Origin of the sequence: Streptomyces sp. NBC_01775 (assembly GCF_035917675.1) — a bacterium.
In the GTDB taxonomy this organism is placed as follows: domain Bacteria; phylum Actinomycetota; class Actinomycetes; order Streptomycetales; family Streptomycetaceae; genus Streptomyces.
The window spans coordinates 7,566,067-7,579,083 of sequence record NZ_CP109104.1 but is presented as its reverse complement, the minus strand read 5'-3'; the positions used below and the strand labels follow the sequence as shown (position 1 = coordinate 7,579,083).

Genomic DNA, 13,017 nt, shown 5'->3' with positions numbered 1-13,017 from the left:
TGCGCTACGGCTTGTACGGGATCCGGACCCAGCGGCGAGGCGGGCCCGTCAACGGCGCCGCGTCGGTCAAGGCCATACCCGCCATGGCGCAGGCGTAGGCGAGGGGCGCGGCGCAGTGGGGGGCGTTCTCGCCGCTCTCCCAGAAGCGGAAGCGGTAGAACTCGGGCGGGTCCCCCTCGAAGGGCCGGAGGCCGATCTCCTCGTGCTTCTTCTCCTTCCCGTCCCGCGCGAGCGTCCCGAACGTGCCGCCCTTGGGGTTGAAGTAGACGCCGTAGGCGACGGTGCCCGGGGAGATCTTCTTCAGGAAGCGGGCGTCCTCGGGGACGTATCCCATCGGCTGGGTGATGACACAGCCGCCCTCCACCCCGGTGACTCCGACCCAGTACTGGCTCTCCTCGTGGTCTCCGGGGTCGAAGCCGCCGGGGCCCGTGCCGTGCGGGCCCGGCTCGCGGTTCAGGTCGAGCACCGGGCACGTCGCGGGGTCGGAGCCCAGCTTGCGGAGGATGTCCTCCTCGCTGTCCCCCGCCACGAACGCGAAGCCGGCACCTTCCGTGTGCTCAACCGCGCGGAAGACCTCGATGAGCCGGTCTGCCTCGGCCTGCGCCGCGCGCTCCTCCTCGGTGAGCGGCACGGTCCCCGGCAGGCTCTCGAAGAGCGGGGCGAGCACGGGATGGGTGAGCGCCAGCCGGCCCGGGGTCCACCCGTCCATACAGGGCCGCCAGGCATCGGCGCCCGCCGCCAGCAGCGTCTCGCACATCTCGGGCGCGCTCTCGCAGACCGCCTCCCACAGCGGAGTCACCCCCTCTTCGTCGGGGGCGTCCACCTGTGCGCCGTGCCGCACCAGTTCGGTCAGCACCTCAGCGGGGGCACCCCTCTCCACCGCGTAGTGCAGCAGGGTGCGCCCCTCATCGTCCTCGGCCTCGCCCGCCCAGTGGGGGTCGGCACCGGCGTCGAGCCGTACGCGTACGAGACGCGGATCGCTCCAGCCGTCCGGGGGCATCCCGTCCCAGTCGGGGCGCGGATCGTAGCGGTGCGGGTCGGGCTCCGGGTCCGGGTCCGGGTCCGCCCGCGCGAACAGCCGCCGGAGCGGGCCCGTCAGAAGATCCTCGGGCGCGGGGGCCAGGATGTCGTCGGGCCCGGCGCTGACCAAGCCGAAGGAGACGGTCTCACCGGCCTCCGCGTTCGGGTCCGGGTCCGCCTCCGCCTCCGTGTTCTGGCCCGCTTCCGGGTCCGGGTCCGGGTCGGGCACGGGGGTGCCCAGTCCGGGCCATATCTCCAGCGCCTCGGAGGCGGCGGCGCGTATCTCCGCCGCGTCCAGGTCCGTCCGGGTCTCGGGCACGCCCTGGCCGGGCCACTCGATCACCAGCGTCAACGGCCCCTCGGGCGGCAGCGCGGAGAGCAGGAGGTCCACCTCGGTCCTGAAGCCGCCGCCGTGCCCGCCGTGGCTGGTCAGGGTGTACGGCCGCCCTCTGCCGCGCGGAGGGGGCCACGGGTCGCCGTCCATCGTCGTCACCCTCAGCCCGTCCCCGAGCAGCAGCCCGGCTCTGAGCCCGCCCGCGCGTTCGCGCTCTGGACGGAAGCCGAAACCCCTTGTCTCCATGCGGCGGAGAAAGGCGACCAGATGGAGCGTCACCGCGCCCGGCCACACGGACAGGCCGGTGAGCATCACCCGCGCGTGCGGACCCGCGCCGGCATGTGTACGGCGCGGCAGCACGGCGGGCAGATACCAGTCCTCCGGCGGACGGTCGGACAGTGACTCCGGTGTGGGAGGCCCCAGTTCGAGCACGCGGGGCGGCTCCTTCCCCGGCTCTTCCTCCACGACGAGATCGTCAAAGAAACCCATGTCCGCATGCTGGCACGGGCCCCTGACAGCGCACCGTCGCACCGGGTGGCCGCTTCGGCCTTCGGCCGCGCTTCAGGCCGCCGCTCTCCCCCACCCCCCGGCCGGGCGTGCCGCGTCCGCGCCGAAGCGGTGGCGGGCGCGGTCGGCCGCCGCCTCCGCGCGCCGGGCCTTCTCGTCCCGCGCCTCGAACGAGAGCTGATGCGTGGCCAGTTCGGCCGCCGTCAGCTCCTCGACACGCAGCGCCAGCCCCCGCACCCGGGCCCGCTGGAGGCCCAGCGCGTCGTGCAGGGCATAGGCCGTGGCGGCCAAAGTCGGGGTGTGCGCGGTGGGTTCGGCCAGCCTTCGGGTCCGGGTGGTGGCCGAGCGGTCGGCGTAGCGGACGGTGAGGCTCAGGCCTCGCGCCACCTGCCGTTCCGTACGCATCCGGAAGCCCAGTTCGTCGGCGAGCGTGAGCAGCGCCCGCCGCCGCTGTCCCGCGTCCAGTTCGTCGTGGCCGAAGCGGTGCTCCGCTCCGGCCGAGCGCGCCGGCGCTGTAGGGGTCACCGGCGTGGGGTCGATGCCGCGCGCCCACTCGTGCACCCGGCGCCCCGGTACGGCGCCGAGGATGCGCTGGAGCGTGGCGGGCGGCGCTGCCGCGACCCGGCCTACGCTGTCGAGGCCGTACGAGCACAGCGTCCGGGCCGTGGCGGGGCCGACCCCGTGCAGCGCGGCGACGGGCCTGCGGTCGAGGAACCCGGCCGCCTCCTCGGGCCGCACCTCGCGTACCCGCCCGGACTCCGGCGGCCCGGCGGTCGCGGCCATCCGGGCGAGCAGCGGGCTGGCGGCCACCCCGACGGCGCAGTCGGTGCCGTGCAGGGCGAGCGCGCGCAGCCGTACGAGCTGGGCGAGGCCCACCGCGTCTCGCCCGAAGTACCGCAGCGCGCCGCGGACATCGGCGAGCGCGGCCTCCGGCGGCTGCGGCTGGACGACGGGGGTGATGTCGGTGAGGAGCGCGAGCAGCGCCTCGTAGCGCTCGGGGTGTTCGCGCACGCGGGCGCCGAAGTGGACGTACAGCACGTGCGGTTCGTGCTCCGGGGCCGCACCGTCCGGTCCCGTCCGTCCCGTCCGGCCGTTCATCCCGCGCTCCCCGTGCTGGAGTGCCACATCTTGCGGAGCGCCTTGGGCGAGCCGGCGGACTCGCCGGCCGGGCGCAGGTCGGCCCAGGGGTGCATCTCGTAGCCGGGTGCGACCTCGATGGTGCGTTCCGGGGCCGGTCCGTCCTCGGGGTCCGCGGGCGCCTCCGGGGGTTCCGCCAGCCGGGCCGCGACCGCCTCCAGGCCGCCCTCGCGGCGCAGTTCGACCAGTTCGGCCAGGTCCCAGGCGGCCGAGCCGACGACGCTGAGGCTGCGCGGCCCGCGCCGCTGGACCACGCCGCGCACCAGCAGCAGCCAGGAGTGGAAGACGGTGTGGGCGCACGCCTCGTGGGAGTCCTCGAAGAAGGCGAGGTCGGACAGGCCCGTGCCGTCGTCCAGCGTGGTGAAGATGACGCGCCGGCCCGAGGCGAGCGGCGGGGTCTGGGTGGCCGCCTTGGCGCCCGCGATCAGTACGGTCTCGCCGTGCCGGGCCGAGCGCAGGGTGCGCGCCGAGTGCGCGCCCAACTCCCGCAGAAAGGCGGTGTGATCGGCCATCAGGTGCCGGGAGGCGTCCATGCCGAGGACGCCGAGTTCGGCGCCGAGCCTCTCGTCCCCGTCCAGGTCGGGCAGGTGTACGGGCTCGGCCTCCTGCGCCCCGGTCCCCTTCTCCCCGCCCCTGCCGCTCCCGGCATCCCTGTCGTCCCCGGCGCCCCCGCCGTTCCCGCCCTCGCCCAGCGCGAGCTGGCCCTCCCGTGCCCCCTTCGCGCGCTGGGCGCGGTGCAGTTCGGCGATGTGCAACAGCAGGTCGCGCCGGTTGCCGCCGGGCGCGAAGGCGTCCAGCGCCCCGACCTGGGCGAGGCGTTCGGCCACCGGGCGGGGCGGGCGGGCCCGCTGCCAGAAGTCGGCGAGTGAACCGTAGGGCCGGCCCGCCTCGACCCGCGCGGCGTCGGCCTCGCTGATGCCCTGCACGTCACAGAGCGCGAGGCGGAGTCCCCACAATCCAGAATCAGACTCCAGTTCGATCTGATAGGAAGCCGACGACCGGTTCACATCCAGCGGCAGCACCGGAACCCCGCGGCGCCGCGCGTCCGCCAGCAGCAGCCGCTTGGGGTACATCCCGGGGTCGTGTTCGAGGATCCCGGCGTAGAAGGCGGCGGGCCGGTGCGTCTTGAGCCAGGCCGACTGGTAGGTCGGCACCGCGAAGGCCACCGCGTGCGCCTTGCAGAAGCCGTACGAGCCGAAGGACTCCACGATCTCCCAGGACCGCTCGATCACTTCGGGCGCGTAGCCCCGGCGGCCGGCGGCGCGCTCGAACCAGAGCTTCGCCGCCGCGCGCTTCTCGTCGTCCTTCAGCACCCGGCGCACCTCGTCGGCCCGGCCCCGGTCGCACCCGGTCAGCATCGAGAGGATCCGGATGACCTGCTCGTGGAAGATCGCCACCCCGTAGGTCTCGCGCAGCGCGGGCTCCAGGTCTTCGTGCGGGAGCCGCATCCGGCGCCGCCCGTGCCGGGCCTCGATGAAGGGCCGGACCATGTCGGCGCCCACAGGGCCGGGGCGGAAGAGGGAGATGTCGACCACCAGATCGTGGAAGTTCTCCGGCTGGAGCCGGCCGATCAGATCGCGCTGGCCCGGCGACTCGATCTGGAAGCAGCCCAGGGTCTCCGAGGCGCGGATCAGCTCGTAGGTGGCGGGGTCGCCCGCCGGGACCGCGTCCAGGTCGAGCCGCTCGCCGGAGGCCCGTTCGATCTCGGCGACCGCGTGCGCCATCGCCGACTGGAGCCGTACCCCCAGTACGTCCAGCTTGAGCAGGCCCAGGTCCTCCACGTCCTCCTTGTCGAACTGCGCCATCGCGAAGCCTTCGCCGCTGGTGGGCACGACGGGCGTACGGGCCCGCAGCGAGGAGTCCGACAGCAGCACCCCGCACGGGTGCATGGCGACCCCGCGCGGCAGCCCGTCCAGCGCCTCGACCAGCTCCCAGAAGTGCTCCCCGTGCGCACCGGGGCCGCCGGTCTCCCGCAGTTCCCGTAGCTCCCTCAGCTCCGGCAGCTCGGCCAGCGCCGCGCGCGCGTCCCGCGCCCTGATGTGCGGGAACGCCTTGGCGAGGCGGCCGACCTCGTCGGGGTCCATGCCCAGCGCCGCGCCCACGTCCCGGATGGCGTGCCGCACCCGGTAGGTCTCCGGCATGGCGACGGTCGCCACCCGCTCCTCGCCGAAGCGTTCGAAGATGGCGCGGTAGACCTCCAGCCGCCGCGCCGATTCCACGTCGACGTCGATGTCGGGGAGCACGGCGCGGCGCGGGGAGAGGAAGCGCTCCATCAGCAGCCCGTGCTCGACGGGGTCGGCGTGCGCGATGTTCAGCAGGTGGTTGACGAGGGATCCGGCGCCCGAACCGCGCGCGGTGACCCGTATCCCCAGCTCCCGTACGTCCTCGACGATCCGCGCGACGGTCAGGAAGTACGAGGAGTAGCCGAGGCTCTCGATGACGGCCAGCTCGTCCTCCAGCCGGCGCCAGCGCTTGCCCTCCCGCTCGTACCCGCGCGAGACCATTCCCGCCGCGCAGCGGGAGCGCAGCGCGCGCTCGGCCGTGTGGCCGCCGGTCCCGGCCAGCCAGGGCTCGGGGAAGTGCACCCGGCCGATACCCAGGTCCTCCTCCGGGTCCATGCGGCAGCCGGCCGCGGTCTCCTCGGTGAGGGCGAGCAGCCGGAGCGCGGTGTTGTGGCGGTATCCGGCCGCCTCGGCGATCCGCTGGGCGGCCTCCGCCATCCCGTCCGGCCCCTTCAGCCAGCGCTCGCCGTTGTCGAGCCCCTTGCGCGGGTCGACGGGCACCAGGCGGCGGGCCGCGTCGAGCACATCGGCGACCTCGATGGCGTCGGCCCGCGCGGGGTCGGCGTAGCGCACGGCGTTGGTCAACACGGGCTTGACGCCCTCCTGCGCTGCCAGGCCCAGCGCCCTGGCGGCCTCGCGCAGCGGGCCGGAGGCGGTGACCGCCAGCCGGAGCGCGTCGCCGTAGATCTCGCGCCACTCCCCCAGCAGCGCGGCGGCGCGGTCGGGGCGCCCGGCGGCAAGGGCGCGGCCGACGTCGGAGTCGGCGCCGAGCAGCACGGTCACCGCCTCGCCGCGCAGCGCCTCCCAGGGCAGCAGCGGTTTCCCGTCGGCGTCCGCGTGTGCGGCGGTGACCATCCGGCACAGCTCGGCCCAGCCGTGGGCGCCGTCCCGGGCGAGGAAGACGGCACGCTGTGCCGATTCATCGACAAAGGCCCCACCTCTGACAGGGGTGCGGCGGCGGACGCCGGGCCGTTCCCCGCCCCGCGCCGCGCGCTCCCCGACGGCCAGCTCGACCCCGTACACGGGCCGCACCCCCGCCCGCGCCGTCGCTTTCGCGAACCGTACGGCACCCGCGAGCGTGTCCCGGTCGGTCAGCGCGACCGCCTCCATCCCCCGCTCGGCCGCCCGCTCGGCGAGGGCCTCGGGGTGCGAGGCGCCGTAGCGCATCGAGAAGCCGGAGGCGACGTGCAGATGCGTGAATCCGGGCATCCCGGAGAACTCGGCCACCGGCGCACACCTCCTGCCACTTCCGCACCCCCCTCTTCTGCTGTCCCGGCTCCACCATAGACCAGATTTCGAACTACTATTCGAATGAAGGGGTGGGAAGGATCACCGCAGGTCAGCACCAGACGGGAGCCACCGCACCCGGAGGAGAGCCACCGCGCCAGACGGGAGCCGCCGCGCCTCAACCGTCGGCGGCGAGCCGGTCCAGCCACTCCCGCAGCAGCTGCCGCTCCGCGCCGCTGAGCGTCGTCTGTTCGGGCAGCACGGCACGCAAGGCACGGGCGGCACCGGCCGGGCCCGCGTCCCGCACAGCCGGCTCCTGGCTGGTGACGGCGGTGACCATGGACTCCCGCAGGGCGGTCAACAGGGCCGGAGGGCGCCGGCCCTCCGGCAGCGACAGCCAGGTGAGCACGGCGCCGCGCGCCGTGGCATGGATGATCACGACCGCGAGTTCCTCGTCGACCCTCAGCCAGCCGCCTTCGGCGAGGCGCCGGATACGGCCCCTCAAGATCTCCATACCCGCCTTGAAGGCGGCGGACGTGGCACCCGCGGGTTCGCTGTACATCAGCGTGTACAGCGCGGGATGAGCCAGCCCGAACTCGACCGCCAGGTCCCAGCCCGCCCTCAGATCCTCGATCGGGTCCTGCGGGGCGGAGTCGATGCGCTTGGCCGCGAGAAACGCGGCGAAGCCGTGCTCGGCCACCGCTTCGAGCAGTCCGTCCTTATCGCCGAACAGCCGGTAGATGGCCGGCGGCTGAAGACCTGCCGCGACCGCCACCGCGCGGGTGGTGACCGCGTCGCCGCCCTCGCGCTCCAGCAGGTCGACAGCGGCCTCGATGATCCGCTGCCGGGTCTGCTCGCGGCCCGTGGGGGCGGCGGTATCGGGTTCGGCGGCGGCAGCGCCGCTCCTGCTGCGTGAACGAGGTGGCATGCATCAACGATATAGCCCGAACGGTTCCATCGTTAGTAACACTGTTATGCTAAACATGATTACATCGGAAACAGATCGGGAGTGAGTCATGATCATCGTGACCGGAGCCACCGGACAGCTCGGACGCCAGATCGTCGAGAGGCTGCTGACCCGCAGGCCGGCCGACCAGGTCGGCGTCAGCGTCCGCGACCCGCGAAAAGCACAGGCGCTCGCCGACCAGGGGGTACGGGTGCGGCACGGCAGCTTCACCGACGCCGCCGGCCTCGGGCATGCCTTCGAGGGCGCCTCCCAGGTGCTCATCGTCTCTGTCGACAAGGTGGGCGAAGAGGCCGTGCGGCAGCACCGCGCCGCGATCGACGCGGCCGTCGCGGCGGGTGCCCGCCGCATCCTCTACACCAGCCATATGGGGGCCGACGCCTCGTCGCGCTTCCAGCCCTGCCGCGACCACGCCGCCACCGAGGAAGCGCTACGCGCCTCGGGTGTGCCGTTCACGTCGCTGCGCAACGGCTTCTACGCCGCAAGCGCGGTGCGGTTCCTCGGTCCCGCCCTGGAATCCGGCCAGGTCGCACTCCCCGCGGACGGGCCGGTCAGCTGGACCGCGCACGCCGACCTCGCCGACGCAGCCGCCGCCGTCCTGGCCGACGAAGGCCGCTTCGACGGCCCCACGCCGCCGCTCACCGCGGCGCGGGCGCTCACCTTCGACGACATCGCCGCCCTCGCCACCGAGGTGACGGGCCGCACCATCAAGAGGATCACCGCGCCGGAGGACCAGTTCCGGAAGCAGCTGGGGGAGCGGGGCGTCCCCGACAATGCGGTGGAGCAGCTGCTGGGCATGTTCGCCGCCGGCCGCGCCGGCGAATTCGCCGCCGTCGACCCGACACTCTCCACCCTGCTCGGCCGCGCCCCCCTCACCCTGGACGCGGTGCTGCGCGAACAGCCGGCCGGCGACTGAGCTCGGTCGCCGGGTTCTCCTACAGCTCCGTTCAACCGCGTTCTTCTACAGCTCCATCCGGAGAGTCACCCGGTCCAGCCCGGGGCCGTCGTAGTCCGGGAGCGGGTCCGAGGCGGTGAAGCCGAGGGCGGTGTGGAAGGCGACGGAGCGGGTGTTGACCGGGGAGGTGATGGCCTTGACCACCGTGCGGCCGTCGGCGCGGGCCCGCGCGAAGAAGCGCTCGTACAGGTCACGGGCCAGGCCCGTCTTACGTCTGGCCGGTGCGACGCCGGTGAAGTGGATGTAGGCGCAGTCGGGGTCCGAGGGCGAGAGGAAGCCGACGACGAAGCCCGCCAGGCTCCCGTCCGGCCCCTCCGCGACGAGGCTCGTCGCATGGAAGTGGTCCAGGAAGACCCGGGTGAGATCGCGGGAGGCGGGGCGGCCCCACCAGTCGTCGACGACGGCGACGAGGGTGTCGTAGTCCTCGGGCCGCGCGGCGCGGACGGTGTACGGGAGTGCGGCACTGGTACTCATGGGTCGGCACGCTACAACTCCCGTACACCACCCGGCGGGGCCCGCCGTCCACCGCCCTCACATGTGGGTGCCACCGTCGATGCGCAGCTCGGTGCCCGTGATGAAGGCTCCGTCGTCGGAGGCGAGCATCGCGATGGCGCCCGCGACGGTCTCCGGGCCCGCGAAGCCCTTCCCGAGGACGGGGGTCAGCTTCCCGAACAAGCTGAAGTCGGCGTCGTCCGGCAGCCCGGGGTCACGGGTCATGCCGGAGGCTATGGAGCCCGGTGCGACACAGACCGCGCGCAGCCCCCGCTTGCCGTACTCGGCGGCGATGGCGTGGGTGAAGGACTGGATGCCACCCTTGGTCGCGGCGTAGGCGGCCATGTAGGGGTGCGCGAAACTCGCCGAGGTCGAGCTGAAGTTGACGATCACGCCCTGGCCGGTGGCCAGCAGCGCGGGCAGGGCCTGCCGGGTCACCAGGAAGGTACCGGTGAGGTTGACGCCGATGATCCGGTTCCAGAACTCCAGCGTCATCGTCTCGGTGTGCCTGGAGTCCAGGATCCCGGCGGCGTTGACCAGGACATCCAGACCACCGAGCCCTTCGAGAGCCCCGCCGACGCCTTCCCGTACGGACTCCTCGTCGGATATGTCGACGGTGACCGTGGACAGCCGGGCCACGGCGCCCGCCTCGGCCGCCTGTGCGCGGGTCTTCTCCAGCCCGGCCTCGACGATGTCGGCGGCCGCGACCGTGCCGCCCTCGGCCAGGATCCGCGCCACGGTGGCCTGGCCGATGCCGGAGCCACCGCCGGTGATGAGGACCTTGCGCCCTTCGAAGCGATTCGTCTCGGAGCGGTCCGTCTCGGAGCGGTTCATGAGGGGCTCCGTTTCTGTGGGGACCCGGGCCCCGTGGCCCGGGTTTGCCACCGTACGCCCACTTGGCACAACATGCCAGGACGGCGCAGCGTGCATCACGCGCACTGACGCGACGTACCCTTCCCCCATGGCCGCAGCGTCCCCATCCTCCGCTTCCCCCTCGTCCGGACCCCTCTCCCGGCCGTCCTCCCGCCCCTCCCTCACCGAGCGCCGCAAGACGGAGACCGAGCGGGAGATCGCCCGGCATGCCGCCGAGCTGTTCTCCGAGCGCGGCGCCGCCGGTGTCACCGCCGAGGGCATCGCCCGGGCGGCCGGGATCTCCCTGCGCACCTTCTACCGCTACTTCCGCACCAAGGAGGAAGCCGTCACCCCGCTGCTGACCGGCGGGGTGCGCCAGTGGCTCGCCGACCTCGCGGCGGCGCCCGGCGACCTGTCCGTCGAGGCGGCGCTGGAGCGCGCCGTCCGCGCGGCGCTCACCCCCGGCGGCCCGCACGCGACGGCCCAGGCCGAGGCCCTCCTCAGCACCCGGGGCCTGCTGCGCGCCGTGCCGGGCGATCCCGCCCTGCGCTCGGTGTGGCTGCGGGTGCACGCGGAGACCGAGGAGGCGCTGGTCCCGGTACTGACGAGGCTGGCGCGCGAGGGCACCGACCCCCTCGACCTGCGGCTGACGGCGGCTGCCGCCAACACGGCGATGCGGATCGCGATGGAGACCTGGGCCACGGACGAGGTGCCCCCCGACGACCCCGAGCGGGGTCCGGCGGCGCTCGCCGTACGCTGTCTGCGAGGGCTGACAGCGGGCCTGCGTACGCCCCGCGCCCAGGGGGACCACTCCGCACGGCCCCCGAAGCCCTGACCCACCCCGGCTGTGACCCAAATCAAAGGATTGGTGCCCCGTACCCGGCTGGGGGCAGGGTAGGGGCCAAACGGGACAAGCACAGACCAGCGCGGCCGGACAAGGACCGGGCCGCGCGATCAGCAGAAGGAGCCCCATGAAGATCGGGATCGTCGGAGCCACGGGCCAGGTCGGCAGCGTGATGCGCGAGATCTTGGCGGAGCGGGATTTCCCGGTCGACGAGCTGCGGCTGTTCGCCTCGGCGCGCTCGGCCGGTCGGACGATCCCGTGGAAGGGCGGTGACGTCACGGTCGAGGACGCGGCGACGGCCGACTACTCGGGCCTGGACATCGTCCTGTTCTCCGCCGGCGGCGCGACCTCGAAGGCGATCGCCGAGAGCGTCGCGGCCCAGGGGCCCGTCGTCATCGACAACTCCTCGGCCTGGCGCATGGACCCGGACGTACCGCTCGTGGTCTCCGAGGTGAACCCCGAGGCGGCCCTCCGGCGCCCCAAGGGCATCATCGCCAACCCCAACTGCACCACCATGGCGGCCATGCCGGTGCTGCGCCCGCTGCACGACGAGGCGGGGCTGGTGGCGCTGGTCGTCTCGACGTACCAGGCGGTCTCCGGCAGCGGCCTGGCCGGCGTCGCCGAACTGGACGGCCAGGCACGCAAGGCGGTCGAGGGCGACGCGACACGGCTGACGTTCGACGGCGAGGCCGTCGACTTCCCGGCGCCCGACAAGTTCAAGCGGCCGATCGCCTTCAACGTCCTGCCGCTGGCCGGCTCGATCGTCGAGGACGGGCTGGGCGAGACGGACGAGGAGCACAAGCTCCGCAACGAGAGCCGCAAGATCCTGGCCGTCCCCGAGCTGAAGGTCTCCGGCACCTGCGTCCGCGTGCCCGTCTTCACCGGTCACTCGCTCCAGATCAACGCCCGCTTCGCGCGCCCCCTCGACCCCGAGCGGGCGGCCCGCCTGCTGGCCTCGGCGCCGGGTGTCGCGCTCTCGGAGATCCCCACCCCGCTCCAGGCGGCGGGCAAGGACTCCAGCTACGTGGGCCGGATCCGCAGCGACGAGACGGTGGAGAACGGCCTGTCGCTGTTCCTGTCGAACGACAACCTCCGCAAGGGCGCGGCACTGAACGCCGTACAGATCGCGGAGCTGGTGGCGGCCGAGAAGAGCTGATACCCACTCCCCCTCCGGGGCACGAAACCCACGGAACCCCCCGGACACCGTCCGGGGGGTTCCGCTGTGGGGGTTGTGGGGCCCACCTCACGGGTGGACCCGCTGCCGGCCTCACATGGTGCGGACTCAGCCGATCTCGGCGCCCAACGCGTCCAGCGCGGCCGGCACCGGCTGGAAGTAGGTCTCGCCACCCGAGGAACAGTCACCGCTGCCGCCGGAGGTGAGGCCCACCGCCTTGTCGCCCGCGAAGAGCGAGCCGCCGCTGTCACCGGGCTCGGCGCAGACGTCGGTCTGGATCAGCCCGTCGACGGTGCCCTCCGGGTAGGTGACGGAGGCGTCCACGGCCTTGACCGAGCCGTCGTGCACCTGGGTGGTGCTGCCGCTGCGGGTGACCTTCTGGCCGACCTCGGCGTCGGCGGCGCCGGAGATGGCCTGTGTGCCGCCGTCGTAGAGGTTGACCTCGCTCGGGTGGTCGGTGTCGCCGGTGTACATGGCGATGCCGTAGTCGTTGCCGGGGAACTTGCCGTCGCCGCTCTCGGCGATGGGCTCGCCGCCCTGGCTGTCGGACCACGCGGAGATCGCCGTGGTGCAGTGCCCCGCGGTCAGGAAGCCGGCCTTGCCGCCCACGGTGACGTTGAAGCCGAGCGAGCAGCGGCCTCCGTCGCCCCAGATGGCGTCGCCACCGGCGATCTTGGTGGTGAACTTGCCGTTGGTGCGCTTGAGTTCCGCCTTGCCGCCCTGCTCCTTGATCTGCCGCTTGAGCTGGGCGAGCTTCTCGCCCTTGACCGTCTTGTCGGCGGTGATGACGACCTTGTTGGTCTTGACGTCGACCGCGCGGGCGGTGCCCGTGACGTTCTTCTTGGTCAGGGTGTCCTTGACCGAGTCCAGCTGGGCCAGCGAGTGCTTGACGACTCTGGCCTGGGCGCCGGCGGCCTCGACCTTCTTCTTGGCGTCGCTGTCGGTGACGTTCACGACGAGCTTCTTGGCCTTGGCGTCGTAGTAGGCGCCCGCGTCGCCCTTGAGGTCCGAGGTGAGCTTCGAGGCGAGCTGTGAAGCCGAGGACTGCGACAGGCTCTTGAGGGCGGGGGTGTCAGGCGAGGCGTTGGCGGTCGTGACCGTGAGCGTGCCGGCGGCGAGTGCGGCGACTCCGGCGCCGGCGATGATGACGCGCCGCTTGGATATCCGACGGTGTGACAACTGAGAACCTCCAGTGGGGGGTTGGGCCGCCCGAGGATGGGGCGGTCCAG

Annotated in this window: 10 protein-coding genes; 3 read left to right on the top strand and 7 right to left on the bottom strand. The window is 73.1% G+C overall.

Annotated features, from left to right (window positions below; genetic code table 11):
• Positions 1 to 4: 4 nt before the first annotated feature.
• The 4 genes from OHB04_RS33665 to OHB04_RS33650 all read right to left on the bottom strand — a co-directional run bounded on the left by OHB04_RS33665 (position 5) and on the right by OHB04_RS33650 (position 7,435).
• Positions 5 to 1,843, bottom strand: a complete 1,839-nt coding sequence (locus OHB04_RS33665; RefSeq protein WP_326808924.1) for an ankyrin repeat domain-containing protein — start codon at positions 1,841 to 1,843, stop codon at positions 5 to 7.
• Between the two features lie 72 nt (positions 1,844 to 1,915).
• A complete protein-coding gene (locus tag OHB04_RS33660; protein ID WP_326808923.1) occupies positions 1,916 to 2,959 on the bottom strand; it encodes a DNA polymerase Y family protein in 1,044 nt (347 codons plus the stop codon).
• Positions 2,956 to 6,489 carry a DNA polymerase III subunit alpha gene (locus OHB04_RS33655; protein WP_326693045.1) on the bottom strand — a complete coding sequence of 1,178 codons (3,534 nt, stop codon included), beginning with the start codon at positions 6,487 to 6,489 and terminating at the stop codon, positions 2,956 to 2,958. Before OHB04_RS33655 ends, OHB04_RS33660 begins: the two co-directional genes overlap by 4 nt.
• A 196-nt stretch (positions 6,490 to 6,685) precedes the next feature.
• The gene (locus OHB04_RS33650; RefSeq protein WP_326691410.1) at positions 6,686 to 7,435 is read right to left on the bottom strand and encodes a TetR/AcrR family transcriptional regulator; all 750 of its coding nucleotides are present in this window, start codon (positions 7,433 to 7,435) and stop codon (positions 6,686 to 6,688) included.
• Between the two features lie 88 nt (positions 7,436 to 7,523).
• Between OHB04_RS33650 and OHB04_RS33645 the strand changes: the two genes are divergently transcribed.
• Complete coding sequence (locus OHB04_RS33645; RefSeq protein WP_326691409.1) at positions 7,524 to 8,387, top strand: NmrA family NAD(P)-binding protein; 864 nt, start codon at positions 7,524 to 7,526, stop codon at positions 8,385 to 8,387.
• 45 nt (positions 8,388 to 8,432) lie between these two features.
• On the opposite strand, the gene OHB04_RS33640 is transcribed toward OHB04_RS33645, so the two are convergent.
• Together OHB04_RS33640 and OHB04_RS33635 are read right to left on the bottom strand one after the other, a co-directional pair.
• A complete protein-coding gene (locus OHB04_RS33640; protein ID WP_326691408.1) occupies positions 8,433 to 8,900 on the bottom strand; it encodes a GNAT family N-acetyltransferase in 468 nt (155 codons plus the stop codon).
• A 57-nt stretch (positions 8,901 to 8,957) separates the two neighbouring features.
• The gene (locus OHB04_RS33635) at positions 8,958 to 9,752 is read right to left on the bottom strand and encodes an SDR family NAD(P)-dependent oxidoreductase (protein WP_326691407.1); all 795 of its coding nucleotides are present in this window, start codon (positions 9,750 to 9,752) and stop codon (positions 8,958 to 8,960) included.
• Positions 9,753 to 9,879: 127 nt separating this feature from the next.
• Here OHB04_RS33635 and OHB04_RS33630 point away from each other — a divergent pair, with 127 nt between their 5' ends.
• A complete protein-coding gene (locus OHB04_RS33630) occupies positions 9,880 to 10,605 on the top strand; it encodes a TetR family transcriptional regulator (protein ID WP_326691406.1) in 726 nt (241 codons plus the stop codon).
• A 136-nt stretch (positions 10,606 to 10,741) separates the two neighbouring features.
• A complete protein-coding gene (locus OHB04_RS33625; protein ID WP_326691405.1) occupies positions 10,742 to 11,770 on the top strand; it encodes an aspartate-semialdehyde dehydrogenase in 1,029 nt (342 codons plus the stop codon).
• A 126-nt stretch (positions 11,771 to 11,896) separates the two neighbouring features.
• Here OHB04_RS33625 and OHB04_RS33620 read toward each other — a convergent pair whose 3' ends face one another.
• Positions 11,897 to 12,967: a S1 family peptidase gene (locus tag OHB04_RS33620; RefSeq protein WP_326691404.1), complete on the bottom strand. Its 1,071-nt coding sequence runs from the start codon at positions 12,965 to 12,967 to the stop codon at positions 11,897 to 11,899.
• Positions 12,968 to 13,017: the final 50 nt, after the last annotated feature.